Source organism: Acidobacteriota bacterium (assembly GCA_039028635.1).
In the GTDB taxonomy this organism is placed as follows: domain Bacteria; phylum Acidobacteriota; class Thermoanaerobaculia; order Multivoradales; family JBCCEF01; genus JBCCEF01.
Map to the genome: position 1 here is coordinate 25,114 of JBCCHV010000014.1, position 23,714 is coordinate 48,827.

23 protein-coding genes are annotated in these 23,714 nt (G+C 66.5%); 17 read left to right on the forward strand and 6 right to left on the reverse strand.

Going from position 1 to position 23,714, the window contains the following annotated elements:
* Nucleotides 1-177: 177 nt before the first annotated feature.
* From AAF604_08030 to AAF604_08045, 4 genes are all read left to right on the forward strand, one after another.
* A complete protein-coding gene (locus tag AAF604_08030) occupies nucleotides 178-561 on the forward strand; it encodes a copper-binding protein (protein MEM7049591.1) in 384 nt (127 codons plus the stop codon).
* 49 nt (nucleotides 562-610) lie between these two features.
* The gene (gene hemG / locus AAF604_08035; GenBank protein MEM7049592.1) at nucleotides 611-1,984 is read left to right on the forward strand and encodes a protoporphyrinogen oxidase; all 1,374 of its coding nucleotides are present in this window, start codon (nucleotides 611-613) and stop codon (nucleotides 1,982-1,984) included.
* Nucleotides 1,985-2,068: 84 nt separating this feature from the next.
* On the forward strand, nucleotides 2,069-3,025 hold the full coding sequence (locus tag AAF604_08040; GenBank protein ID MEM7049593.1) for an NAD-dependent epimerase/dehydratase family protein: 957 nt from the start codon (nucleotides 2,069-2,071) through the stop codon (nucleotides 3,023-3,025).
* 28 nt (nucleotides 3,026-3,053) lie between these two features.
* The gene (locus tag AAF604_08045; protein MEM7049594.1) at nucleotides 3,054-4,298 is read left to right on the forward strand and encodes an aminotransferase class I/II-fold pyridoxal phosphate-dependent enzyme; all 1,245 of its coding nucleotides are present in this window, start codon (nucleotides 3,054-3,056) and stop codon (nucleotides 4,296-4,298) included.
* Between the two features lie 42 nt (nucleotides 4,299-4,340).
* Here the strand turns inward: AAF604_08045 and AAF604_08050 are convergent, their stop codons facing one another.
* Nucleotides 4,341-4,763 (reverse strand): helix-turn-helix transcriptional regulator, encoded by a 423-nt coding sequence (locus AAF604_08050; protein ID MEM7049595.1) that lies wholly within the window; start codon nucleotides 4,761-4,763, stop codon nucleotides 4,341-4,343.
* Nucleotides 4,764-5,039: 276 nt separating this feature from the next.
* On the opposite strand from AAF604_08050, the gene AAF604_08055 reads away from it, so the two are divergent.
* Both AAF604_08055 and AAF604_08060 read left to right on the forward strand, forming a co-directional pair.
* Entirely contained in the window at nucleotides 5,040-6,773 is a 1,734-nt protein-coding gene (locus tag AAF604_08055; GenBank protein ID MEM7049596.1) for a dynamin family protein, read from the forward strand.
* 19 nt (nucleotides 6,774-6,792) lie between these two features.
* Nucleotides 6,793-8,370: an MFS transporter gene (locus tag AAF604_08060; protein MEM7049597.1), complete on the forward strand. Its 1,578-nt coding sequence runs from the start codon at nucleotides 6,793-6,795 to the stop codon at nucleotides 8,368-8,370.
* On the opposite strand, the gene AAF604_08065 is transcribed toward AAF604_08060, so the two are convergent.
* The gene (locus tag AAF604_08065; protein ID MEM7049598.1) at nucleotides 8,367-10,118 is read right to left on the reverse strand and encodes a nuclear transport factor 2 family protein; all 1,752 of its coding nucleotides are present in this window, start codon (nucleotides 10,116-10,118) and stop codon (nucleotides 8,367-8,369) included. The genes AAF604_08060 and AAF604_08065 overlap by 4 nt on opposite strands.
* Nucleotides 10,119-10,488: 370 nt before the next feature.
* On the opposite strand from AAF604_08065, the gene AAF604_08070 reads away from it, so the two are divergent.
* From AAF604_08070 to AAF604_08105, 8 genes are all read left to right on the forward strand, one after another.
* The gene (locus AAF604_08070; protein ID MEM7049599.1) at nucleotides 10,489-11,064 is read left to right on the forward strand and encodes a hypothetical protein; all 576 of its coding nucleotides are present in this window, start codon (nucleotides 10,489-10,491) and stop codon (nucleotides 11,062-11,064) included.
* Complete coding sequence (locus tag AAF604_08075; GenBank protein MEM7049600.1) at nucleotides 11,061-11,699, forward strand: hypothetical protein; 639 nt, start codon at nucleotides 11,061-11,063, stop codon at nucleotides 11,697-11,699. Before AAF604_08070 ends, AAF604_08075 begins: the two co-directional genes overlap by 4 nt.
* A complete protein-coding gene (locus tag AAF604_08080; protein MEM7049601.1) occupies nucleotides 11,696-12,346 on the forward strand; it encodes a hypothetical protein in 651 nt (216 codons plus the stop codon). The genes AAF604_08075 and AAF604_08080 overlap by 4 nt, the downstream gene beginning before the upstream one ends.
* Nucleotides 12,343-12,879: a hypothetical protein gene (locus AAF604_08085; GenBank protein ID MEM7049602.1), complete on the forward strand. Its 537-nt coding sequence runs from the start codon at nucleotides 12,343-12,345 to the stop codon at nucleotides 12,877-12,879. Before AAF604_08080 ends, AAF604_08085 begins: the two co-directional genes overlap by 4 nt.
* A 12-nt stretch (nucleotides 12,880-12,891) precedes the next feature.
* On the forward strand, nucleotides 12,892-13,137 hold the full coding sequence (locus AAF604_08090) for a hypothetical protein (protein MEM7049603.1): 246 nt from the start codon (nucleotides 12,892-12,894) through the stop codon (nucleotides 13,135-13,137).
* The gene (locus tag AAF604_08095; GenBank protein MEM7049604.1) at nucleotides 13,134-13,481 is read left to right on the forward strand and encodes a hypothetical protein; all 348 of its coding nucleotides are present in this window, start codon (nucleotides 13,134-13,136) and stop codon (nucleotides 13,479-13,481) included. The genes AAF604_08090 and AAF604_08095 overlap by 4 nt, the downstream gene beginning before the upstream one ends.
* Nucleotides 13,482-13,605: 124 nt before the next feature.
* Nucleotides 13,606-14,103, forward strand: a complete 498-nt coding sequence (locus AAF604_08100) for a hypothetical protein (protein MEM7049605.1) — start codon at nucleotides 13,606-13,608, stop codon at nucleotides 14,101-14,103.
* Nucleotides 14,104-14,198: 95 nt separating this feature from the next.
* Nucleotides 14,199-14,630, forward strand: coding sequence for a hypothetical protein (locus AAF604_08105; GenBank protein ID MEM7049606.1), 432 nt, complete (start codon nucleotides 14,199-14,201; stop codon nucleotides 14,628-14,630).
* Between the two features lie 474 nt (nucleotides 14,631-15,104).
* On the opposite strand, the gene AAF604_08110 is transcribed toward AAF604_08105, so the two are convergent.
* The 3 genes from AAF604_08110 to AAF604_08120 all read right to left on the reverse strand — a co-directional run bounded on the left by AAF604_08110 (nucleotide 15,105) and on the right by AAF604_08120 (nucleotide 18,142).
* Nucleotides 15,105-15,587, reverse strand: a complete 483-nt coding sequence (locus tag AAF604_08110; protein MEM7049607.1) for a hypothetical protein — start codon at nucleotides 15,585-15,587, stop codon at nucleotides 15,105-15,107.
* A 502-nt stretch (nucleotides 15,588-16,089) separates the two neighbouring features.
* Nucleotides 16,090-16,917 (reverse strand): AraC family transcriptional regulator, encoded by an 828-nt coding sequence (locus AAF604_08115; GenBank protein ID MEM7049608.1) that lies wholly within the window; start codon nucleotides 16,915-16,917, stop codon nucleotides 16,090-16,092.
* Between the two features lie 94 nt (nucleotides 16,918-17,011).
* Entirely contained in the window at nucleotides 17,012-18,142 is a 1,131-nt protein-coding gene (locus tag AAF604_08120) for an aminotransferase class I/II-fold pyridoxal phosphate-dependent enzyme (protein ID MEM7049609.1), read from the reverse strand.
* A 150-nt stretch (nucleotides 18,143-18,292) separates the two neighbouring features.
* Between AAF604_08120 and AAF604_08125 the strand changes: the two genes are divergently transcribed.
* The gene (locus tag AAF604_08125) at nucleotides 18,293-19,279 is read left to right on the forward strand and encodes an ornithine cyclodeaminase family protein (GenBank protein ID MEM7049610.1); all 987 of its coding nucleotides are present in this window, start codon (nucleotides 18,293-18,295) and stop codon (nucleotides 19,277-19,279) included.
* On the opposite strand, the gene AAF604_08130 is transcribed toward AAF604_08125, so the two are convergent.
* Nucleotides 19,254-19,880, reverse strand: coding sequence for a PAS domain-containing protein (locus AAF604_08130; protein MEM7049611.1), 627 nt, complete (start codon nucleotides 19,878-19,880; stop codon nucleotides 19,254-19,256). The two genes, AAF604_08125 and AAF604_08130, sit on opposite strands and share 26 nt — an antisense overlap.
* Before the next feature lie 108 nt (nucleotides 19,881-19,988).
* On the opposite strand from AAF604_08130, the gene AAF604_08135 reads away from it, so the two are divergent.
* Nucleotides 19,989-20,966: a threonine/serine dehydratase gene (locus AAF604_08135; protein ID MEM7049612.1), complete on the forward strand. Its 978-nt coding sequence runs from the start codon at nucleotides 19,989-19,991 to the stop codon at nucleotides 20,964-20,966.
* A gap of 499 nt (nucleotides 20,967-21,465) precedes the next feature.
* A complete protein-coding gene (locus AAF604_08140) occupies nucleotides 21,466-23,646 on the forward strand; it encodes a sigma-70 family RNA polymerase sigma factor (protein MEM7049613.1) in 2,181 nt (726 codons plus the stop codon).
* Nucleotides 23,647-23,714: the final 68 nt, after the last annotated feature.

Here is a 23,714-nt window from a genome sequence, read left to right on the forward strand (position 1 = left end):
ACCGGTGAGCCTTCGAGGAGCCTCTCGAGCCAATTCCACGGGGATCGCTCTCACCCCCGGCCCCGGCGGCCATCGCCGCTCGACGAGCTGTCGAAAGCCCGCCGAATCCTCTCACACGGCGAGCCCCCGAAGATCGACTCGGTGCTACGATTCGCGGGTCGAAGAAAGACCGCCAGCATGCTGCGAATCTCCCCCCTCCTCATCCTTCTCTCACTGCCCTGGCTGGGCTGCGGCGACGCCGAGCCGGAAGCGGTGCCGGGAACCATCTACGACAGCCGCGCCCAGGTCGTCTCCCTGCCCGGCGAGAGTGCCGTCGAATCGGCCCTCTACCTGCATCACGAGGCGATCGACGAGTTCCGCGATCTCGATGGCGAGATCGTCGGCATGCCGTCCATGACGATGCCCTTTCCGGTGGCCTCCGAGGTCGATCTCTCGGAAGTCGAGATCGGCGACAAGGTGAGCTTTTCCTTCGAAGTGCGCTGGGAAGGCGACCCGCCCTATCAGGTCCTCCGCATCGAAGCGCTGCCGCCGCAAACGGAGCTGCAGCTAACGGGCCGCTGATCGGCCCCCGCCCCGCCCGATGCCATCCCTCTCGCCGACCGAGGTCGACGTGCTCGTCGTCGGTGCCGGCATCAGCGGCCTGACCGCCGCCTACCGCTTCCAGGAAGCGGGCCAGCGGGTGCTGGTGGCCGAGCGGCGAGAGACCGTCGGCGGCGCCATCCGGACTCTGCGCCGCGACGGCTGGAGCTTCGAGCTCGGTCCCAACACGATTCTCGACGGAGAGCCCACCATCCGCGCCCTGGTGCGCGACCTCGGCCTCGAAGATCAACGACTGACGGCGTCACCGGCCGCCCGCTACCGCTACCTGTGGCATCGCGGGCGGCTGGCTGCCCTGCCCGACAGCCCGCTGTCCCTGCTGCGCTCTCCTCTGTTCAGCGCCGCCGCCAAGCTACGGCTGCTGCGCGAGCCCTGGGCGCCGCCGCCACCGCCGGAAGAGGAGTCGGTGGGCGACTTCGTCCGTCGCCGCCTGGGTGGTGAGATTCTCGAGCGGGCGGTGGCACCGTTCCTGTCGGGCATCCATGCCGGCGATCCGGAACGCCTGTCGCTGCGCTGGGCGCTACCGAAGCTCGCCGAGCTCGAAGACCGGCACGGCAGCCTGTTGCGGGGCCTGCGTGCCGCGCGGCGGGCCCGGCGGTCGCAAGCACCGGCTAAAGGCCGCGAGGCGACCGGCCGGGGTGCCCTGATGTCCTTTCGCGACGGTCAGGAGACCCTGCCGCACCGCCTCGCCGAAGTCCTCGGCGACCGCCTCCACACCGCCACCACCTGTCTCTCCGTCAACCAGAAGGGCGACCGCTTTCGCTGCGAGCTGCGGCGAGGCAACGACGAATCCCACACGGTCCGCTGCCGCCAACTGGTGCTGACGACGCCGGCGGATATCGCTGCCGACCTCCTGGAGGCGACGACCGGCGGCCGCGCCGCTGCGCTCCGGGAGCTGCCCTATGCCCCGCTGGCGGTGATTTCCCTGGGATACCCCCGGGAGGCCATCGCTCACCCCCTCGACGGCTTCGGGTTCTTGGCCCCTCGCAACACCGGCTTGAAGCTCCTCGGCGGCCTCTTCGCGTCCACCTTGTTCCCGCACCGCGCCCCCGAGGGCCAGGTGGCCCTGAGCGTCTTCCTGGGCGGCAGCACCGATCCCGAAGTGCTCGCCGGCGAGGACGACGAGTTGATCGCCCTGGCCGAGGCCGATCTCACCCGAGCCCTCGGCGCCAGCGCTCCGGCGAGCTTTCGGCATCTGCAGCGCTGGCCCCGCGCCCTGCCTCAGCTCGAAATCGGCCACGCTCGCTTCGAGCGTTTGGCGACGGACCTCGAAAGCGAGCTCCCGGGCCTCCATCTGCTCGGCAATTACCGCACTGGAGCCGCCGTCCCGGACTGCGTCCGGCGCGCCACCGAGCTCGTCCGCCGCCAGCCTGCAGCAGGGTTATAATCCCGCCCGTTCTCACTCCTGGAGATCTCCCATGTCGATGCCGTCGCCGTTGCACCCCAGCCCGCCCCGCGCTCGCCTCCGGCCATGACCCGCGCCCTGGTCACGGGAGCCGCCGGCCAGCTCGGCTCCGAGCTGGTGCCGGCCCTGCGAGCCCGCTACGGCGAGCAAGCGGTCCTCGCCACGGACATCCGCGAGATCTCGACCTCGGGTCCTTCGGCACGCCTCGACTGCACCGATCGCAAGGCCTTCGCGCGGCTGGTCGACGAGCATCGGCCGGACGTCGTCTTCCACCTGGTGGCCCTGCTCTCGGCCAAAGGGGAAGAAAATCCACAGCGCGCTTGGCAGATCAACATGGGCTGCCTCGAGAGCGCCCTCGAGGTGGCGCGCCAGGCCGGCTGCGCCCTCTTCGTGCCGAGCTCGATCGCCGCCTTCGGCCCCTCGACGCCGCCCGATCCGACACCCCAGGACACGCTGCAGCGGCCGACCTCGATCTACGGCGTCACCAAGGTCGCCGGCGAGCTGCTGTGCGATTACTACGCCCAGCGCTACGGCCTCGACGTTCGCGGCGTGCGCTACCCGGGATTGATCTCGTGGGCCGCCGAGCCCGGAGGCGGCACCACCGACTACGCCGTCGACATCTTCTATGGCGCCCTGCAGGACGACCGCTACACCTGCTTCTTGTCGGCCGATACCCAGCTCGACATGATGTACATGCCCGATGCGGTGCGCGCCGCCATCGAGCTGATGGCAGCCCCCGCCACCCATCTCGAGCACCGCAATGCCTTCAACGTCACCGCCATGCAGCTCACTCCCGAGCTCCTGACGACGGAAATCCGCCGCCATCGCCCGGGCTTCGAGATCGACTACCGCATCGATCCGGTGCGCCAGGCGATCGCCGACTCCTGGCCCCGCCGCCTCGATGACTCGGCGGCGCGACGGCAATGGGGCTGGCAACACCGTTACGACCTCGCCGCGATGACCCGGGACATGCTCGAAAACCTGTCGCGCAAGCTGGGGTTGGCGACGGTTCCCTCGGACTAGCCCACAAGTCTACGGAGACCTAGACCTCATGCCCCTCGACCGCCTCGCTTCGACCCTCGCCCAGCAGGTTCAGGACCTCCACGCCGCCGGCACCGCCAAGGGCGAAGAGAAAGTCGTCACGGCCACCCTGCCGGCGGCCGACGGCCGCGGTCCCCGCTACCGCCTCGCCGGCGAAGGCGAGCGGCCCTTCCTGCGCATGAACTCGAACTCCTACCTCGGCCTGTCCCTCGATCCCGAGGTGATGGCCGCCGAAGAAGAGGGCACTCAGCGCTTCGGAGCAGGCCCCGGGGCGGTGCGTTTCATCAGCGGCACCTGCACCGCACACGTCGCCCTCGAGGAGCGCCTAGCGCGCTTTCACGGACGGCAAGAGGCGATGATCTTCAGCTCCGCCTACGCCACCGTGGTCGGCGTGCTCGTGCCCCTCACTACCAAGGGCACCTTCATCGTCAGCGATGAGCTCAACCACAACTGCATCATCAACGGCATGCGCATGGCGCGGCCCCTCGGCAAGGCGATCTACCGCCACAACGACGTCGCCGACCTGGCTCGCGCCCTCGATCAGGCTGTCGCCGCCAAGGCCGAGCGCGTGCTGCTGGTGACCGACGGCATTTTCTCGATGCGCGGCGACCACGCGCCGCTGGCGGAGGTCGTGGAGACGGCGCGGCGCTACGACGAGAAGTTCTCCGAGAACGTCGTGGTGGTGGTCGACGACAGCCACGGCGCCGGCGCCTTCGGCCATTCCGGCCGCGGTACCGAGGAGCACACCGGTGGCCAGGCCGACGTCCTGATCGCGACCCTCGGCAAAGCCTTCGGCGTCAACGGCGGCTACGTGACGTCGAGCCGGGAGGTGATCACCTTTCTGCGCGAGTCGGCCCCGCTCTACATCTACTCCAACCCGATCACCGCCGGCGAGGCGACCGCCGCCCACCGCGCCATCGAGATCCTCGACAGCGAGCGCGGCCTCGGCCTGCTGGCCCACCTGCGCGATCTCACGCGCCGTTTCGAAGACGGCTTGGTGGCCCTCGGCTACGAGATCATTCCGGGCCCCCACCCGGTGGTCCCGCTGCTGGTCCGGGACACCGCCCGCACCCAGGACCTGGTGCGCCACCTGTTCGAGCAGGGCGTCCTCGCCACCGGTCTGGCCTACCCGGTGGTGCCGCGCGGGGACGAGGAGATTCGCTTTCAGATCTGCGCCGACCACACCGCCGCCGATATCGACGAGGTGCTGGCGGTGCTCGCCGACTGGCAGGGCAGGCCCGCGACAGCGGACTGAGCCCGAGCAGAAGGTCCTGGGCTCGACCGCGCGAGGTAGGTTTCAGTCGTCGGTGGGTGTTTCGGACCGCTGACCGCGGGCGACGAGCTCCAACATCAGCGCCGACAGGCGCTCCACCACCCGCCCGGCATCCTTCGACACCTGATCGATCTGGTGCCCCAGGGCGATGCCGTTTCCCTGGCGATCGATGCCGTCCTGGGCCGCCTCCGCGCCGTCCCCTTCGATCGCCGCCAGGCGATTGATGTCGGCGACGAATTCCTTGGCAACCTGAAGCTGGGTCACGGTCAAGCCGAGGCCATCGGTCAGCCGCAGCAACGTGTCGTACTTGGGCGTCGCCTTGCCGCTCTCATACTTCGAAATCGCGTTGTTGCGTACGCCCGAGGTCGCGGCCAGTTGTTTCTGACTCATGCCTCGCGCGATGCGCAAGATTTTCAGAGCCAGATCGAGGCGGTCATTCTCGGACATGCGCGAACTCTACACATCTTCCGCCCACAGATCAATAACAAACCCTTTAATATCAATATATTGAAGATTTCCATGGAATTTCCCCAAAGGTAATTCTCTTCCTTTGAAAACAACAAAAGTCCATTGATCTCAGAGTATTTCGTCAGATTTTCCAAAAATGAGAAGAAAAATTCAAAAAAGTCTACTAAGGACACTCACCAGGATGACCGCTCGCCCGGCGACGGCGCGGCCCCAGGCTTCTGCGACGAACCCCATGCTAGATTCGGTCGCGCGCCCATGATCAAGCCTCTTCTCGCCCCGGAACACGACCAGCTCCTCGACGACAACCGTCAGGCCCTCAGCGACTTAGAGAGATTTCTCGAGAGAGTCGAAGGGACCGACGAGGATCGCCGTCTGCTGGCCGAATCGGTGCGCCGGCTGGACGAGCTCTTCCTGCTGGTGGTGGCCGGTGAGTTCAACGCCGGCAAGAGCGCCTTCATCAATGCCCTGGTCGGCCAACGGCTGCTCAAGGAAGGCGTCACGCCGACCACCGCCCGCATCCACCTGCTGGGTCATGGCGAAGCCGGCGGCGAGCCGGTGATCGAGGACGGCGTGGCCAGGGTCAGCGCTCCGCTCGAGCTGCTGCGCCACCTGCACATCGTCGACACCCCCGGCACCAACGCCATCGATCGCGAGCACGAAGCGATCACCCGGCGATTCGTGCCGGCCTCCGACCTGGTGCTCTTCGTCACCTCCGCCGATCGTCCCTTCACCGAGAGTGAGCGCGCCTTCCTCGAGGGCATTCGCGAGTGGGGCAAGAAGGTGGTGGTGGTGGTCAACAAGATCGACCACCTCGCCAAGGCCGAGGACATCGCCGAGATCGAGACCTTCATCGCCGACAGCGCCCGACGCCTGCTGGGCTTCGAACCCGCCGTCTTCCCGGTCTCGGCCCTGCAGGCCCTGGAGGCCAAGCTCGCCGGCGACGCCGTTCCCGAGAGCAGCCGCTTCGAGGCCCTCGAACGCTACATCGTCGAGACCCTCGACGCCGGCGAACGGCTGCGCCTCAAGCTGCTCAATCCGCTCGGCGTCGGACGCAAGCTGGCGACCACCTACCGCGCTTCGGTGGATGGCCAGATGGATCTTCTGCGGGGTGATTTCACCGCCCTCGAAGACATCGAGGGCCAGCTCGAGGTCTACCGCGAGGACATGACCCGGGAGTTTCGCTTTCGCCTCGCCGACGTCGAGAAGGTGCTCCACGCCTTCGAGAATCGTGGCCACGAGTTCTTCGACGAGACGCTGCGCCTGACCCGCGCCTTCGACCTGATGAACCGATCCAAGATCCAGGCCGACTTCGAGCGCCAGGTGGTCGCCGACGTGCCGCAGCAGATCGACCACAAGGTGAGTGAGATCATCGATTGGATGATCAACGGCGAGCTGCGCCAGTGGGAAGCCGTACGCGACCGTCTCGCCGCTCGCCAGGCGGCCCACCAAGACCGCATCGTCGGCGGCACCCAGGCGCGCTTCGAGCTCGACCGCGGCGGTCTCCTCGAGGCCGTCGGCGGCGCCGCCCGCCGCACCGTCGACAGCTTCGACCGGCGACGCGAGTCGGCGCGGCTGGCGGAATCGGTACAGAGCGCCCTGGCGAGCACCGCCCTGCTCGAAGCCGGCGCCGTCGGCCTCGGCACCTTGGTGGCCACCTTGGCGACCTCGACCGCCGTCGACATCACCGGCATCCTCGCCGCCTCCACCCTGGCGGTGGTCGGCCTGTTCGTGATTCCGGCCAAGCGCAAGCGCGCCAAGGCCGACCTCAAGGTCAAGATCGAGGATCTCCGCCATCGCCTGGTCACCACCCTGACGGAGGAGTTCGAGGGCGAGATCGACCGCAGCATCCGGCGCGTTCTGGAGTCCATCGCCCCCTACTCGCGGTTCGTGCGCGCCGAGCGCGACAAGCTCACCGCCCTCACCACCGAAGCGCAACGCCTCGACACCTCGCTCGCCGATCTCGCCGAGCGGGTGCAGGCGATCTCCTGACTGCCCTGTTCCCCGGCCGATGAGCGACAGCAAGCCCAAGCGCCTCGGCACCTTCGCCAGCCTGCGAGCCGCCATGGGCTCGTGGCGCACCCTGTCGGTGGCGCTGCTGTCCTTCTCGTCGGGGCTGCCCCTCGGACTGGTGTGGATCGCCCTGCCGGACTGGCTGCGCGACGCCGGTGTCGACATTCGCACCATCGGCCTGATCACCCTCGCCCAGGCACCCTGGACCTTCAAGTTCCTGTGGTCGCCGTGGATGGACCGCTTCTCGCCGCCCCTCGCCCGCCTCGGGCGCAGACGCGGCTGGGCCCTGATCGCCCAGGTGGCCCTCTTCGTCCTCACCCTCGCCCTCGCCGGCATCGGCGATCACCCGGAAGCTCCGTGGGTGGTCGGCGCCCTCGCCCTCGCCATCGCCTTCGCCTCGGCGAGTCAGGACATCGCCATCGATGCCTACGCCGTCGATGTACTGCGCCAGGAAGAGCAAGGGGTCGCCGTCGGCGCCCGCATCGCCGTCTACCGCGCCGCCATGCAGGTCGCCGGCGCCTTCGCGATCACCCTCGCCGGTGCCATCGGCTGGTCCTGGGTCACCATTGGCCTGGCCGCCCTCTACCTGCCGATGATGGTGATTACCTGGAAGGCACCGCCGCCGGAAAAGCCCAGCCGGCCGCCGCAATCCCTCAAGGAGGCAGTCTGGCTGCCCTTCGTCGGCTTCCTGTCGCGCCACCGCGCCCTCGAGATTCTCGCCTTCGTGCTGTTCTACAAGCTCGCCGACAACCTCGCCGACAGCCTCAAACGGCCCTTCCTGGTGGACATGGGCTACAGCAACCTCGACCGCGGCATTGCCCTCGGCACCGTCGGCCTGATCGCGGTGCTCGCCGGCACCTTCCTCGGCGGCGCCTTGACCACCGTCATCGGCCTCGGCCATTCGCTGTGGATCTTCGGCATCCTGCAGATCTTCTCGAACGTCGGCTATGTGCTGGTGGCCGCCGAAGGCGGCGTCGATCGGCCGCTGATGTACGGCGCCATGGGCTTCGAGGTGCTCACCCAGGGGCTCGGCACCGGCGCCTTCTCCACTCTGCTCCTGCGCATGACCCAGAAACGCTTCTCGGCGACCCAGTACGCCCTGTTCTCGAGCCTCTTCGGCCTGCCGCGCATCATCTCTGGGCCGATCGCCGGCTACGCCGTGCACGCCGTCGGCTGGCAGACCTTCTTTTGGCTCACCCTGCCGGCGGGCATTCCCGGCCTGCTGCTGCTGGCGCGCTTCGTTCCGTTGGGTACCCGGGAGCCGGAGTTCCGGGTCGAGAAGACCTCTCACAGGGAGCCCCTCTCGACCCGCAACCTGGCCCTGCGCGGCCTCGCTGGCGGCCTCGCCACGGCCGTCGCCGGCGTGCTCCTGATCGCCTTGATGGCGGCCCTCGGCAACCCCGAAGAGGGCATCGACTTCGCCCATCACCTCGGCCAAGTCCTGCAGCCAGTGGGCATCAAAGGAGCCCTGCGCTGGGTCGGCCTGCTCGCCTTCGGCGCCATCGGAGGTCTGCTGACCGCAGCCATCAGCGCCGCCCGCCACGGCGCCGGCGACGCTCTCGGAGACGAACCCTAGCTCTCGTCTAGCCCGAAGGCGTAGCGGAAGGGCGCCGGGTCGTAGTACTCCCGGAAGAGGCGGATCTTGCCGTTCTCGACGTGAAACAGGCCGCCGTAGGTCTGCTCGTAGAGACGCCCCGTGGGCACGATCTCGACCCGGCCGCGAAACTCCGCGAAGACCTTCTCGGGATCGACCATTGGATAGAACACGAGTTGCGACGTGAAATCCGCCTCGCCGCTGTTCTCGGGCCAGGCCGCGTAGTGGGCGATCAAGCCCTCTCGTCCATGGACCCGCTTCGGGAAGCCGTCCGGTGAAAAGGGCATGTCCTGGACCGCGTCATCGCTCCAAAGCTCCGCGAACCGCTCCATGTCCTTGTCTTCGAGGGCGGTGAGAAAGCCGCGCACCGCTTGCTCCGTCTGCTGCCGCAGGAGATGGGCCGGGGGCTTGGCCGCCGCCTTCTCGCCGGCAGGCCCGAACACGTCCCGCGATCCCACTTCCCGTCGCAGCAGGAAGACGTGTCGGGAGATCCGCCAGTCGTCCTCGTCGCTCCGCAACTCGAAGGCGTACTCGCCCTCGACCTGCCAGAAGAGCTCTCCGACCCAATGATCGGCGGTCACCTCCGCCGTCGCCTCGGCGCGGTCGCCATCGAGAGTGACGGCGACGTTCGAGATTTCATGGCGAGTGCGGTCGAATCCCGGCAGCACGGCAGCCCAATCGTTCATCAAGGCGCGGGCGCTCTTCAGCTCGACCTCACCGCCGGAAAGGCTGGTGTAGTCCACCTCGACCTCATCCCAGTAGAGCTGCTCGAGAACCTCGAACCGCCCTTGATCGGCAAGGACGCCGACACTCTCGACGACGCTGGCGATCGCCGCGCGATCGCGGTCGCCCCGCCGCAGGGCCGCCCGGAAGTGGGCCACGACCGCCTCGATCGCCGTCACCACCGCCTGCGGCTGGTCGTAGAAATCGAACTGGGTGACGTCCTTCAGCCACAGGGTCTCGGCGTGCTCTCCCAGACGACGAGCGAACTCCTTGGCGCCCTGCGGGATCGCCGCCGCCTCGGAGTGCACCAGCAGCGTCTCCTTGGTGAGCGAGTCGGCGCCGTGCAGACCGTCGTAGGTCAGCCAGGGTTCCCAAGAGCGGACGTCGAAGCGGTTGTCGTACTCGGGGATCAGCCCGCGATCCTCCTCGGTGTAGTAAGGCGCCTCAAACATCAGCGCGGACTCGTTGGTCAGGCTCGCCGCCTCGATCACCACGGGCTCCTCCCCAGCGGCGGCGTTACGGGCCGTTCGCAACAGCCCGTCGACCCCCTCCGATCCGCCATAGACCTGCTCGACGATGGCGGCATCGTGCAGCCAGGGCGCCACCAGCGCAATCGCCTGGATGGCAGCGTTCTGACGAGCCGCGTCGCTCATATAGCCGGACGAAGCGCAGATTCCGAGGCCAACGATGTGGTCCGAATCGACCTCCGGACGGCTGGCGAGAAAGGCCGCGGCGGCGGAGATGTCCTCGGTCTTGAGCTCCGGATCCTCAACGAACCGCTCCGCGCCCTCGGACTGCCCCCAGCCGCGAAAGTCGAACGCCAGGGCGGCGAATCCGCGCTCGGCCAGGCCGGCAGCGTAGGTCGCCGCCATCTGCTCTTTCACGGTCGTCCAGGCGCCGGTGACAACGACCGCCGGCCAGCTCTGGCCCGGTGCATCGCTCTCCGGTAGATAAAGGTCTCCGGCCAGCTTCTGGCCGTGGCTCTCGAACGTAACGGTCTTCTTCATGGCGACCTCCGATTGCGTCCCCGGTGGGATGGGACAGTGCGTTTGATTCGTGCGGAAAGCCCTTGGCTGACGGCACCACCTCGTGATGCATCCAACCCTAAAAGCCACCCCACCAGCCACGCTTGAATCACCCTGCTCGACTCTTGAAGATTCTTGCTCGGAGGTTCCTGAGAAAGCGGAGATGCGGCACCAAAAATCGTCAAAGGTTCAAAGCGACCCTAAGAAATTGACGCATCTGGATTTCCGCATGGAAATTCAGGCTTGGCGCAAAGAATGATGGCCGCTAAAATCGATAACGCAAAGTCGAAAACTAACTAAGATTGAAACTCGCAGCGAACCCACAGTGCCCTCTAGGGCGAGGAGATACCGAATGCGCCGTGCTTTGCCGTGGAAGACGGCTGTGCTCGCGGGCTTCCTCTCGATCCAAGCCCTGGCCCAGATCGAGGCCCGTACCGCGACGCCGGAAGACGCCAAGGTCTCCCAAGTGCAGCAGGAGATCGCCTCCCCCATGCTTCTCGATCTGCCTCTTGCAGGCGACGACAAGAAAGCCCACTTCGTCGACCTCCCGAAGCAGACCTCCCGGCTGATCCGAGACACTCGCGACTTCATATCGCGCGGCGTGACGATCGACAGCGTCACCCTCCTCCACCGCAAAGGGAAAAAGAAGCGGACCGAAGTCGTCGTGATGCCAATTCTCCGGACCATCAACCGCCGAGACAAAGTCAATCTCCAGGTCCAGCTCCTCGCCGGCGACACCCTGGTGAAAAACTGGGAAGACGAGTTCATTGTTGGAGTCAAGGTGACGGAGGGGCTCGTGGGTGTGGTTGCCCCGAACAGGACCGAAAGCCGGGAGGCTGTCTTTACCTTCCCGTCCGAGGATGCCTTTCAGGAAAGCTTGGGAGGTGACGATGCAAAGCTCCGCCTGATTCTCGAGGTCAGAGAGTGAGCGGGCGGTCCTTCGCTTCCGGCCTCGTTGTGCTTCTCTTTGCCGTCTCAGGAGCCAGCGCCCAACCTGAGCTTCAGAGACTGGAGAACCTGATTACCCAGGCCAGCATGCCCCTGCCAATCGACCACTGCTTGTCGGCGTCCGCAGTGCTCGAGACCTGGCCTTCTGACAAGCCGCTTCCTACCTTTCGCGCCATCGTAAGGCACGAGATTCTGGCCGAAGACGCTGCGAAGTCCGGCGGCTGCGCCAAAGCGATCCCCCACTGGGAGCGCCTTGCGAAGGACGCCGAGGCCCTCGCATTCCTCGTCTACTCCAGTGTCCGCCCCGGCCTGCGGGGCTCGCCACGGGGAGTCGATACCGAGGACATTTTCTGGTTGGAGGATCACTTTCGGTCGCAGAGGAAGCACGTGGTTCGCGCCAACTACTTCCTCCAGACCAAGAGTGCGGCTCTCGTGTCAATCGGCGAGTGCCACCTCGAGACGGGCAAGCCTTCCCTTGGGGCCGCCTACCTGCTTCAAGCCCTCCGTTGCCTCGACCTCTCGGACCGGCAACTCTGGCATCGCGCCCGAGACCCGCTCTTGGAAACCCTGGGCGTCTCGCTCGAAGATAGCGGCGCGACGGAAGGTGGGCGATGAAACTCTGTCCCTACTGCACCGAGGAGATCCAGGACGCCGCCATCAAGTGCCGGTTCTGCGGGGAGGCGATCCCTCAGCAGGCACCGAGCCCCTACGGCGTCGTCTCGGTTCAACCTTCGGAGTTCGATCGCAACCTCAAGGCCGTGGGCATTGCAACGATGGTGATGCTTGTCATCGGAGCTGGAGTCGTCGCCTGGGCGGCCCTGAGCCCGAGCCCGTACGCGATCGCGTCGAAGGTGGCGAAGACACCTGTCCGGGGCCACGAGTACCCTGGGCGGTGGCTCGCAGCAACAGACGACGGAGCGATTCCGGTCCTTCGGACGATCGCAAAGCCCGGTTGCGGAATCCGTGGCGGTGATCTCCACTACTTTCGGCGGCACTCTACCGAGCGGAGCCAGTACCTCGTTTACTCAGGCTGGCCCGGGGAGCCAACTCGGGCGTACATTCTCCGCTCCGGAACGGAGACCTGCGCCGAGCTTCCTGAGCTCGTCGCGGGGATCCCGCTGCCGGCCGATCTCCGACCATCGCCTGCGAATCGGCGAACTATTGGTGAGTTTTCAGAGTTCGACCCCAGCAACCACGCCCGCAACGAAGTCGAGCGGATCCTTCGTGAGCGGAAGCAGCAGCGAGCTCGCAGGAGCCAATGAGCGCTCGATCCAACCTCCAGAGCGTCCTGATCGCCATCGGCATCATGCTGGCCGCAGGGATCGCTCTTGTGGCCGTGATCGCGTTCGTCGTTCGCCACCAAGGCCAGCCCCGGTCGACCGCGCTATCCGCGATTGTCGAGGAGGCGCCAACGAGGGCGGGGAAGCCTCGAGCCCGACCAACAGGAGTCGCCGCCTTTCCCGGCCCCTGGGATCCCGCTCTGAGCGCGAAGCAGGCCACCCGACTCGCGCTGGCACTCGGAGCGAACGACTTGGTTCCGAAGTGCAAGAAGTGGGTCTTCCGAAGCCACCTCTCGGACCCAGACATCAAGCTGGTGTACTGCAATCCCGTGCGTGATCGCTGGGTCGCGTACCGTCTAGACCTGGGCGCGCAGGCGGTGGACGGCCCCTTCGAGCCGTTCAGCACGATCCCACCTCCGGGGCAAGAGCGCCGTGCGGTGAAGCCTCACGAGGCCACCATGAATCCCGCCCTCCAGGCCGAGCTCGACGCCATCCTGGATGGGGGGATTGAGTAAGGAGAGCTAGGAATGAGTGACGAGAAGTTGGGGACCTACCGACAGACCTGGGTTCGCAAGACGGTCGCAGCGGCCTTGGTTGCGGGGCTAGGAGCAACGCGAGGAGATGCCAAGTCAATCCCACCGGCATCCGACGCCGAGAAGTTGGTTGCAGCGCTAACGAAGAGCGTGCTCGAGGCCGACCGAAGGATCGCAGAGGCGAGCAAGGAGCCCAACCCGGAGCCGCCCAGCGCAGCGGACAGCTTTCAAGTCCTGTGACTCGCCAACTCCTCCTCCTCGAGACCCTCTCCGGCCACGGCACTTTCGCCGTCGGAGAGGCTCAAATCCCCGTGCGGTACGAGTTCCGCATCCAGCAGTGGTTCGTCGAGGGCGCGCCAGGAGTTGGGGAGATCGAGGGCTCGATGACGGTCCTCAATCCTCAGCCGTCCGCCGCGCTGATTGCCGCTTTCGCCGACGACTCCAACTCGTTTCCCCTCACGCTGGAGGACGGCACAGTGGTGCAAGTGGAGGTATTCAAGCTGGACAACCCCGCAGCCCCAAGCTGGGCTCAGCTTGAGATCGGGAGCGGGGAGAGGTACTTCGACCAAAGGCTGAAGCAGTGAGGGCAACGCCTCCACTCCTCGACTCACCCACGGAGCACTGGCCCCTGATGGGCAACTGCGCGACTATCACCTCCGCGCTGCGGCGAGACCCTGGCTCCTAAATCTGCGGAAAGGAAGGAAAGCTATGGCCTTTCAGATTGTCTACTCGATTGGCATTCTAGTCGTGCCGCTTGCGCTACAAGCCTCTGTACTTGGATATATTCTTGCAATCGTAATCGCCTGCAGTATTTGGTGTCGGGACTGCTTCATCGGACTAGTGCTCCTAGGAGCGGTGGCGAATGGGGTTGCGGGAATTGCGTTCCTCCTGGGGCTTGCAGGCCCAGGGTATGTCATGTGTCTCCCGCTGTGCCTCATCTTCTCAACGAGCTATTTCTTCCTTCGGGCCCATGATCGCGCGGTGAAGGAGAAGAGAGAGGGAGCCTATAGGTACTCGATAGCAGGCTGGTCTGCAATTTTGGTCCAGATTCTCGCGATCTTCGCCTTCGCAGCAGTCGCCGGAGTCGAGAGTCGCTATTCGGCAGTGGCCCTGCTCGTCGGATTTGCCTGCGGAGTTTGCTGCGTCTACTACATCGTCCGGGCCTGGTTGACCAAGGAGCCTCAACTAACGATGAACTTGAGCTGACAGTCAGCCGCCACACCCACTCTCCCGCCCCTCGAACCACCCACGGAGCACTAGCCCCTGATGAGCCACTCGTTTCCTGAGGATTGCACTGACACATGAAGACCTTCGCTGAGAAGTTCAAGGACCCTCGATGGATCGAGCGAGAGGAGCAGGTCATTCGGGCTGCGGGAGGGGAGTGTCAAGACTGCGATGCCTACGAAGATCTGTCGGTTCACATCAACTATTTCCCGAAGGGGGTCGAGCCCTGGGAGCTTCCCGACCGCGCCCTGAGGGTCTGCTGTCCAGACCATCGACGCACTAGACGGACCGCCCAGACGGAGATTCGGGAGCACCTCTCGGGCTATTCCACCAACGGGCTCGAGGCCCTCGTCGATGGGCTGGAGAAGGCCTCGTCGCTATCGGAGGCCGAAAAGAGCGTGTTCGCGGAGCGCGTCCACGCCGCGGCCAAGGCATCTCATCGCGAGGCTGCCGAGGCCCGCGAGCGGATCAGGGACTCGGCGTTCTTGGACTCCATGGGTTACGACTAGGAAGCCGCCTTCGCTCCCGGATGCGTCGAGCCCTCCCTAGCCGTTTGGGTCGTGACCGCCACCACCGGAGGCCGGAGCTCCATCCGGGTCGTACTGCCCCCCATTGAGGCAGACGCCTCCATCGGGGTCCATGTGGCCGCCGTTGAGGGAGATCGAGCCGTCAGGGTCGACCGAGGGGCCACCGGGGAGCTGCCGGCCGTCGAGGTCTATCTGGCCGCCATTTGAGGGATCAGATCTGCGGAAGGTGCCTCCGAACGCACTTTTCGTCGAGCTGCAGATGGCGAACCATCTTTCGGACAATGCCGAGCTGAACCTCGGGTACCTTCACCTTCCGCCTTCCAATGGGCAGGCTAGGGAAGGTTCTTCCCTGGAACTCGATTCGCCAGAGGTGTTGCTGCTCTATCGCCTTGTGTCCATCGGCGCATTTGTTCAGCATTTTCCAAACCTTCTTGAGCTGCACTTGGCCGTTCGAACTCACGCAGCCCTTCTGTTTGCTGCGAGCTCCAGGTGCTCGGCGGCATTGACGTCGGGTTCCAGGTCGTCTTCGCGCCTCAGAACCTTGAGCGACGGCTCGCCCCAATCGCGCTGCAGCGGGAGCCAGTCTCCGCAGAGGCCATTGTCTTTACGCAGCCTTTCGGCCGCCTCGTGCCACTCCTCCGGATCGCCCGGAGTGACCTCCCAAAAGAATCTCTCGAGCTCAGACCTGAACTCCTCGAAGGACTCGGCCCTGCTGGCCGCCTCAACCAGAACGTCCCGGTAGACCTCTCTAAACCTCAGGAGCGCTTCGTCCTTGGTCGCTCCGCCCGCGCACACGGCACCGGGATTGACTCCGTCGACCCAGAACGCACCATCGGATTCTTCGCGCATCAGGCAGCGCCCGTTTGCCACCACCTCAGCAACGAAGCCATTGCCAATGATCGGGTCTCGAACCCCGAACAGAATGGGGAATATGTTCATGAAGCAGTACCTCCCTTGTTGGGCCGGCTAACAGGCCGGCTGACTAGGGGAGATCCGGAATCCAGCGAAGAATCCTGGCCGTCGACTCATTTCGTGCGTCCCCCAAGAACAGCCACATCCTGGCTGTATTGACCGTTGATACTGAGGGATATCTATGAAAATTGTCAACAAAAATAACCCTCCACGCTTGGGCACTCATCCTCTATTACGACAGCCAAAGCGTCCTAGTTTCGGTCGTTTTGAGCAATTTCTTGAACGTCTGCGGACCTGAGCCGTGACTTCGTTGTTCGGATCTGCAACGGCTGGAATGTGGCATCAGCGGCCCTCGCCTGCCTCGTATTCGCATAATTCGAATGCAATGAAGTTCAAATTCATCGCCGGGGGAACCCGTGCGCCTACGCCTCGCCATCATCGCCACCAGCCTGCGGGGATCCCGTCTCCAAGCCAACTCGCGGGAGGGAACCAACGGCTTAACTGCCGGAACCTCGGTCTCAGCCAGTGCCTAGGATCGCCAGGCACTGGGCGTGCAGCCGCTGAAGCGCTTGAAGACGCGCGAGAAGTGGGCCTGATCGGAGAATCCGCAGGAGAGGGCGACGTCGACGAGTGATCTGGTCGGGTCGCTCATCTGCCTCTTGGCCTGTTCGACGCGATAGGCCATGACGAACTGGTAGGGGGACTGGCCGATGGTCTTCTTGAACAGGCGGGAGAAGTGGTACGGACTGATCCCTGCCTCGCGGGCCATGTCTTCGAGGGTGATGCCGGTGCCGTAGTGGCGCGCCACGAAGTCGAGCACCCGCTTGTATTGCTGCGGCGTGAAGCTGGCCGAGAAGGCGCGGGCTTCGTCGCGCTCGCCGTACTTCAGAATCAACTTGGTGAGGAAGACGCGGGCGAGGCTCTCGAACATCACCGCTGAGCCCACCGCCTGCTCGAGGGCCTCGGCGAGAAGGACGCTGGCGTCGCTGATCTCGCGGTCGAGGAACTGGGGGATGTTGGCGAGCTGCGCCTCGGTCAGCAGGACGGCCAGCTCCGATTGCGCGAAGCGCTCGAGCTTGTCCGGTTCGAGGGTGATGACGATCACCTTCGAGCGGGCGTGCCAGCGCCAGCCGCTCTCCACTCCGGCGGGGGTGACGACGATCTCGTCGCGGCGAAAGATGAAGTCGCGGTGTTCGCCCGCCCGCCAGTTCTCGACCCGCTGCGGCTCGTCCCGGAGGTTGATCAGGATGTGGTGCTGCTCGAAGATCTCGGTCGGCATTTCGCCGGGCTCGGCCTCGAAATACTCCAGGGAGAGCAGCTCCGAAGCCAGGGGACGGACGCGGTCGTCGCTCCGCACCAGCGGTTCCGACGGATAGACGTCCTGATATCTCCTCCCTATAGAGGAAGCCTACTCCCCTCGACCGCGGCTGGAAAGCGCGCTGGCTTCTGCTTCAGGACGGCGGATCGCCCTCGGGCAGGCTCGCCAGCCCCTCGGCCAAGAGCTCGAGGCCACGGGTCAAGTACTCCGGACGCTCGCCGATCCCGAGGCGCAGGAAGTTGTCCATGCCGTAGACGTCCCCAGGCAGAACCAGCAGGCTCTGATCGCGGCGTAGGCGCTCCGCCAGCCGGCTCGAGTTGATGTCGTAGTGGTAGCGCACGAAGGCCATGCCCCCGGCCCGTGGCGGGACGAACGAGAAGCGCTCGGAACGCTCGCCGATCCAGTCTTCGAGAAGGGCGAGGTTGGAGCGCAGCAGACGGCGATTGCGCTCCAGGATTTGCTGCCGGCGCGGCGGCTGCAGGATCGACAACGCCACCTGCTCGTTGAGCAAGCCGGTGGTGATGGTGGTGTAGTCGTGGCGCTTCCAGGCGCGGGCGATGAACTCCTCCGGCCCCACCAGCCAGCCGATCCTCAGACCGGGATGGGCCAGGGCCTTCGACAACCCCGAGGCGACCAGCGCACGCCCATCGAGGTCGCGAAAGCTCGGCCCTTCCGGTCCCTCGAGCTCGACACCCTTGTAGACCTCATCGGCATAGATCTGGGCGTCGACCCCTGCGGCGAGGTCGACGATCGCCTCCATCACGGCGGGCTCGAGCACGGCTCCGGTGGGATTGTTGGGATTGCACAGCACGATCGCCCGCGTCGCCGGGGTCACGATCGCCGCCAGCTCGTCGAGATCGGGAGCCCAATTCTGCTCTTCGCGCAGCCGGAAGGGCCGCACGGTCACCCCGAGGGAGCGCGCCAGGCCCCAGATCTGGAGGTAGTTGGGAACCATCACCGCAATCTCGTCGCCGGGCTCGAGGAGCGTCCACATGGCCAGGAAGTTGGCCTCGGCGGAGCCACTGGTGATCAGCACATTGTCGGCTCCGGCGCCGGGGTAGTAGGAGGCCACCTGCTCGCGTAGGGCGGGAGCGCCGTTGGTCCAGCCGTAGCCTAGCCGGACGTCGAGCAGCGACTCGATCTCCTCCGGCGTCAAGAGCTCGCGCAGGGTGTAGGGATGGACTCCGCTTTCGGTGAGGTTGTAGTCGACCCGGTTCTCCCACAGGGACTGCAGGCGTTCGAGCTCGAAGGTTTCGATTTTCATCGCGGTGGGTCCTCCCCCGGTGATCGGGCGGGCGTCTGGCACGGTGAGACGGCCGGGCCAGGTGTTGACTCTCACTTCGAGAGTGGACAATATTGTCTAAATGAGATCGGGTCAAGAACGACGATCGGCCGCAATTCCGGAGACCGCCCCATGACCTCGCGCCCTTCTGTCGTCGTCTATTCGGAAGCGGACCTGCGCCAGCGGGTCGGCTGCGACCAAGCCGCCCTCGCGGCGGTCTCCGAAGCCTTCACCTGGTGGAGCAAGGGGCGGGCCGAGATGCCTCCGGTGATGCACTTCGACGTCGCAGGCCATGGCGATGTCGACATCAAGGGCGCCTACGTCGCCGGCCAGGACCGTTTCGCCGTCAAGATCGCGTCCGGGTTTTTCGGCAACGTCGATCTCGGCCTGCCGACGGGCAGCGGTCTGATGTTGGTGCTGAGCGCCCGGACGGGCTTCTGCGAGGCCGTCCTGCTCGACAACGGCTACCTGACGGATCTGCGCACCGGCCTGGCCGGAGCCGTCGCCGCCCAACACCTGGCGCCGGCTCAGATCGACACCGTCGGCGTGGTCGGCAGCGGCACCCAGGCGCGCTTCCAGGTGGAAGCCCTGCGGCTGGTGCGCTCCTTCCGCCGCCTGCTGGTGTGGTCGCGCCAGCCGTCTCATGCCGAGGCCTATCGCCGGGAGATGGCGTCGCGCCTCGGCAACGAGGTCGAGATTTCCTGCCTCACCGACCTGCGCCGGCTGGCCGCCGAGAGCCAGTGCCTGATCACCACCACGCCGGCGCGCGCGCCCCTGCTGACGGCGCGCGACCTTCGGCCCGGCATGCACATCACCGCCGTCGGCGCGGATCTGCCGGGCAAGGGCGAGCTGTCACCGGATCTGCTCGGCGCCGCCGATCTCTTGGTGTGCGACGCCAGGTCACAAGCCGAGCGCCTGGGCGAGCTGCAGCAGCTGGCCCAGGCCGATGGCGACCGCCCTTCGGTCGCCGAGACCGTCGAGCTGGGAGAGATCCTCCTCGGTCGGCATCCCGGCCGCCGGCACGCCGACGAGATCAGCGTTTGCGATCTCACCGGCCTGGGAACCCAGGACACCGCCATCGCCCGCTTCGCCCTCAGCCGCCTCGGTCCTTCTCCTTGAGCGCCGCCAGGTCGTTGTAGACCGTCGCCCGCGACACGCCGAGGACGTTGGCGACGAAGGCGGCGGCGTTCTTGGCGCGCAATCCGCCGGCCTCCTGCAGGGCGGCCACCAGATCGCGGCGCCGCTCCCGCGCCAGCCCCGTCGTCGGCAGGCCGTGGCGCCGGCAGTAGTCGCCGACGAAGGACCGCACCCGATCCTGCCAATCGTCCCGGAAGTGGGCGTCGAGGGCGGCCGAGTCGCCAGCCGGCTGGAGGAAGGCACCGAGCACCTCCTGCACCCGGTCGAGAACGCCGAGATCCATGTTGATGCACAGCAGGCCAACGGCCTCGCCCATCTCGTCGCGCCACACCACGCTGACGTACTTCTGTCGCCGACCGTCGAGACCGCGCTGCTCGAAGGGACCATGAACATCCGGCCCGGCGGCCAGGCCGGCGCGATCCCGCACCCTCGAGTCGTCGCCCACGGAGCGCCGCGAGAGGGGGTTGAAGATGGCCGAGATGCGGCCACTGGCGAGATCGTGCACCACCACCTCGACGAACGGGTGGAAGAGGCGGGCGAGGGCCTCCCCGACGGTCGCCGCCTGTTCGAGGGCCGCGGTCACGGCGGCCCGCCGGAGAGAGGTTTGACAATTTCGTCTAGGCTGCTCAAGATCGTCGACCGAGAAGTTGATGGCGCCGATTGTACGCAACCGCCCCGGGCGCAGCCCACGATGACCGACTCCCCCACCCTCGCCTCGGTTCGAGAAGCCCGCCAGAGAATTCGCGGTCTCGCCGTCGAGACACCGCTCAAACCCTCCTACCGCCTCGGCGAGCAGGTCGGGCGCCCGGTCTCCCTGAAGCTCGAGACTTGCCAGCCGACCGGCGCCTTCAAGATCCGGGGCGCCGCCAACGCGGTGCTCGAGCTGCCGCCGGAGGCTCGTCGCCGTGGCGTGGTGACGATGTCGAGCGGCAATCACGGCCAGGCGCTGGCCCAGGTCGCCCGGCACCTGGGAATTCCGGCGACCATCTGCGTCAGCCAGCAGGTGCCGGAGAACAAGGTCGAGGGGATTCGCCGCCGCGGCGCCGAGGTGCGCGTCGTCGGCAAAGATCAAGACGAAGCCACCGCCTTCGCCCTCGACCTGGCCGCCACCCAGGGCTCGACCTACATCTCCCCTTTCGACGAACCGGCGGTGATCGCGGGTCAGGGCACCATCGCTCTCGAAATCCTCGAGCAAGACCCGAAGATCGACACCATCGTCGTGCCGGTGAGCGGCGGCGGCCTGATGGGCGGCATCGCCCTGGCGGCCCGCGCCCTGCGCCCCGAGATCCGATTGTTCGGCGTGTCTCAGGATCTGGGACCGGCGATGTACGACAGCATCGCAGCGGGAGAGATCGTCGACGTCGTCGAGGAACCCAGCCTCGCCGACGCCCTGCAAGGCGGCCTGCCGCGACCCAATCGCCACACCTTCGCCCTCTGTCGCGACCTGGTGGACGACATCGTCCTGCTCTCCGAAGAGGAGATCGCCCGCGCCATGGTCTACGCCTTCGTCGAAGAGCGGCTGGTGCTCGAAGGCGGCGGGGCAATCTGCCTCGGTGCCCTCCTCGAAGGCAAGCTCGAGGGCCGCCTGGGCCAGCACATCGCGGTCATCGTCAGCGGCGACAACGTCGACCCGAGAAAGCTCGCACGCCTCCTCGGCGCCGATTCCTGACACTCCTTCCTGCCGCAGTTCCTTCTCGTGGGCGCCCGCGCGCCGCGAGGCCCGCTGGCAGGCTGCTGAAAAAGTCGCATGGCGACTTATTCAGCGCCTGCTGTTTGTTTCAGGGGGGCTAAAGGCGCCCCCCTCAGGCGCACGCACATGTCGTGCGCCTTCACCCCCGACCTCGGCGGCTTTAGCCGCCGCCTCGCCCCTCGGGCTCGGGAACTCTTGAGGACCAAAGATGCGCCGAGTCAAGACTTGTTCAGCAACCTGCTAGCTGACGGTCGGACCTTCGCGTCACCGGTCGACCAGGTCGACGGCCTGGCGTCGCCAACTCATGTCAATTTTTCATCGAAAACGCAAAGAAACTTCTCGCCCCCTCGTTCCACATTTCTAAAGAAGCTTCGCTTAAGAAAATTCACAAGCTGCGCGATGAAGACGTCACCCGGCCAGAACTTGCGATACCGCGCCCTACCGGCGCGATTCGATGGCTGCTGGGAGGACTGTCGCCGTGGACTCCGATCGCTCGACCCCTGCGCGTGGGGGGAACCACTGCCGCGGCGACCGAACGCGGCACCGATTCTCGCAGCTCTGGGAGGAGCACGGCAGCGAGATCTTCAAGCGTTGCCTGGGCTGGACCGGGGGCCGCCGGGACGACGCCGAGGAGGCCTTCAGCCGCGCGGCGATGACCGCTTTCCAGAACTTCCCGCGCCAACCCGAAGCCCTGACCAGCGCTCGCGGCTGGCTGCTCCGCATCGCCTACAACACCTGCATGGACCTGCACCGCGAGCGGCGGCGCAGCCGAGTCAGCTTTCAGGAAGATCTCGACGCGCTCCCCAGCCGCACCCTCGGCGCGCCCCGGCGCAACCCCGAGCGCCTGGCCCTCGATGCCGAGATGCAGCGCGTTCTCCTCGAGCACCTCGCTGCGCTGCCCGCCCGGCTGCGCGAGCCCATGGAGCTGCACTTCCTCCATGGGGTGCGCTACCGACAGATCGCCGAGCGCCTGGCGATCACCGAGGTCAACGTGCGCAAGCGGATTCAGCATGGACGCCAGATCCTGCGTCGCGGAATCGAGCGTTACCGCGATGGAGACAGCGCACCGCCACCCGCGGCCAGCGCCCGAAAGTCTCCCCCGGCGCTCCGGCTGGAGACCCGAACGCCGGCCCAGGTCCGCCTGCCGACGGGAGTCGAACGGGACGTCGAGCTGCCCTGTTTCGCGGTTCCGGCGTCGAGCACCGAGGCCCGCGTGCGCAATCTCGAACGCTACATCGCACGCCACCCCCGGGGCTGGAAACGGCGCCTCGAACTCGCCCGCACCCTGCGTTCCCGGGGCGACCTCGAGGCCGCCCTCGGCCACTACCGGGCGGTGGTGGAACGCGATGCCGTGCCGGCCGCGGTCTGGATCGAGCTCGGTTCGACCTTGAGCTCGCTGGGGGAGCATGACGCCTGTCGAGCAACCTACCGCCGCGCTCTCCAGCGCCAGCATAGGCAAGACCTGGCCAGTCACCTGCGTGCCCTATTGGCGGGAGCCGAGGGGCAGTGGGAGGAGGCTCTCGGCTCCTTCCGCCAGGCCCAGTCGCAGAACGGCCGCAACCCCACTCACGGTCTGACCCTGGCGGCGACGGCCCTCGAGCTCGGTCGCCTGTCGGACGCCGCCGAAGCCCTCGCCGGCGTCCTTCCGCTGGCCGCTGACCAGCCGACGGCGCTGATCACCGCTCACGATCTCGCCATCGCCCTGGGCCGCGAGCGCGCCGCCCGTCGCCACCTCGCGGCGGCCTATGAGCAGGCCCCTGCCGACCACGCCGTCCTCGAGCGCCTCCTGCGCCACCGCGCCGCCGGCCGCCAGGCCGCCGAGGGCGAGACCTTCCGACTGCTCGAAGCGCTCCGCGCCGCCGCGCCAGACCGCGCCGAAACGGTCGGCATCGAGGCCCGCCTGCTGGTCGCCCGCGGCTACTGGCACGATGGCCTGCGCTCGATGGCCGAGTTCGTCGATCGCCGACCGCACCACGCCCGCGGCTGGAGTCTGCTGGCGCAGCTCCTGGCCAATACCGGCAACCATCGCGTCGCGGCCCAGGCCGCCGCCACCGCCTGTCAGCTCGATCCAGAGGATCGGCGCGCCGCCCGCAAAGGCTGGAAGATCCTCGATCGAGCCGGCCAGGATGAGCTCGCCGATCACCTGCTAGCGAAACTGCTGCGCGACAACGTCCAGGATGCCTTTCTCCTGCGCGACCTCCTCGAGCACCGCGCCGCCGATCCTCCGGAGGCTGGCGATCTACCGAAGCTGTGGGAACTGCTGCCGACGGAGCCGGGGGCCTGGTTCGCGTGCGCTCGCCGACAGCTCCTTCGGCGCCGCTGGACGCTGGCCCTCGACGCCTTCCATCAAGGCTGGCAACGGCTGCCATCGAATGACGCCTTCGGGTTGTCGGCGGCGGCCGCCCTCGACGCCGCCTTCGCGGCTCGCAAGCTGGATGACCGCTGCGCCGCCCAGGGTTGGTTCCAGCGGGCGGTCGATCACAGCACCCACCTGGGAGAAACCCAACCCGCTCACGGTCTCGCCCTCCAGGGCCTCGCCCTGCAGCAACTCGACTTCGCCGGCGCCGCCCGCCGAGCCCTGCAGGCGGCGCTGCGCTGCGGCCTGCTCTTCCCGCTGCGTGAGACGGCTCGCTGGGCGCTCCGCCAGACCGGATCCTGAGGGCCTCCGCAGGAGCGACCGAGAAGCAAATTCACAGCCCCCGGAGAGCGGTCGTCTTCCGATGCGAA

Excerpts from the sequence above, each read along its gene's own strand:
- AAF604_08030 (MEM7049591.1), top strand. The coding sequence starts at position 178 with ATGCTGCGAATCTCCCCCCTCCTCATCCTTCTCTCACTGCCCTGGCTG.
- AAF604_08040 (MEM7049593.1), top strand. The coding sequence starts at position 2,069 with ATGACCCGCGCCCTGGTCACGGGAGCCGCCGGCCAGCTCGGCTCCGAG.
- AAF604_08045 (MEM7049594.1), top strand. The coding sequence starts at position 3,054 with ATGCCCCTCGACCGCCTCGCTTCGACCCTCGCCCAGCAGGTTCAGGAC.
- AAF604_08050 (MEM7049595.1), bottom strand. The coding sequence starts at position 4,763 with ATGTCCGAGAATGACCGCCTCGATCTGGCTCTGAAAATCTTGCGCATC.
- AAF604_08055 (MEM7049596.1), top strand. The coding sequence starts at position 5,040 with ATGATCAAGCCTCTTCTCGCCCCGGAACACGACCAGCTCCTCGACGAC.
- AAF604_08060 (MEM7049597.1), top strand. The coding sequence starts at position 6,793 with ATGAGCGACAGCAAGCCCAAGCGCCTCGGCACCTTCGCCAGCCTGCGA.
- AAF604_08065 (MEM7049598.1), bottom strand. The coding sequence starts at position 10,118 with ATGAAGAAGACCGTTACGTTCGAGAGCCACGGCCAGAAGCTGGCCGGA.
- AAF604_08070 (MEM7049599.1), top strand. The coding sequence starts at position 10,489 with ATGCGCCGTGCTTTGCCGTGGAAGACGGCTGTGCTCGCGGGCTTCCTC.
- AAF604_08080 (MEM7049601.1), top strand. The coding sequence starts at position 11,696 with ATGAAACTCTGTCCCTACTGCACCGAGGAGATCCAGGACGCCGCCATC.
- AAF604_08085 (MEM7049602.1), top strand. The coding sequence starts at position 12,343 with ATGAGCGCTCGATCCAACCTCCAGAGCGTCCTGATCGCCATCGGCATC.
- AAF604_08090 (MEM7049603.1), top strand. The coding sequence starts at position 12,892 with ATGAGTGACGAGAAGTTGGGGACCTACCGACAGACCTGGGTTCGCAAG.
- AAF604_08100 (MEM7049605.1), top strand. The coding sequence starts at position 13,606 with ATGGCCTTTCAGATTGTCTACTCGATTGGCATTCTAGTCGTGCCGCTT.
- AAF604_08105 (MEM7049606.1), top strand. The coding sequence starts at position 14,199 with ATGAAGACCTTCGCTGAGAAGTTCAAGGACCCTCGATGGATCGAGCGA.
- AAF604_08110 (MEM7049607.1), bottom strand. The coding sequence starts at position 15,587 with ATGAACATATTCCCCATTCTGTTCGGGGTTCGAGACCCGATCATTGGC.
- AAF604_08120 (MEM7049609.1), bottom strand. The coding sequence starts at position 18,142 with ATGAAAATCGAAACCTTCGAGCTCGAACGCCTGCAGTCCCTGTGGGAG.
- AAF604_08125 (MEM7049610.1), top strand. The coding sequence starts at position 18,293 with ATGACCTCGCGCCCTTCTGTCGTCGTCTATTCGGAAGCGGACCTGCGC.
- AAF604_08135 (MEM7049612.1), top strand. The coding sequence starts at position 19,989 with ATGACCGACTCCCCCACCCTCGCCTCGGTTCGAGAAGCCCGCCAGAGA.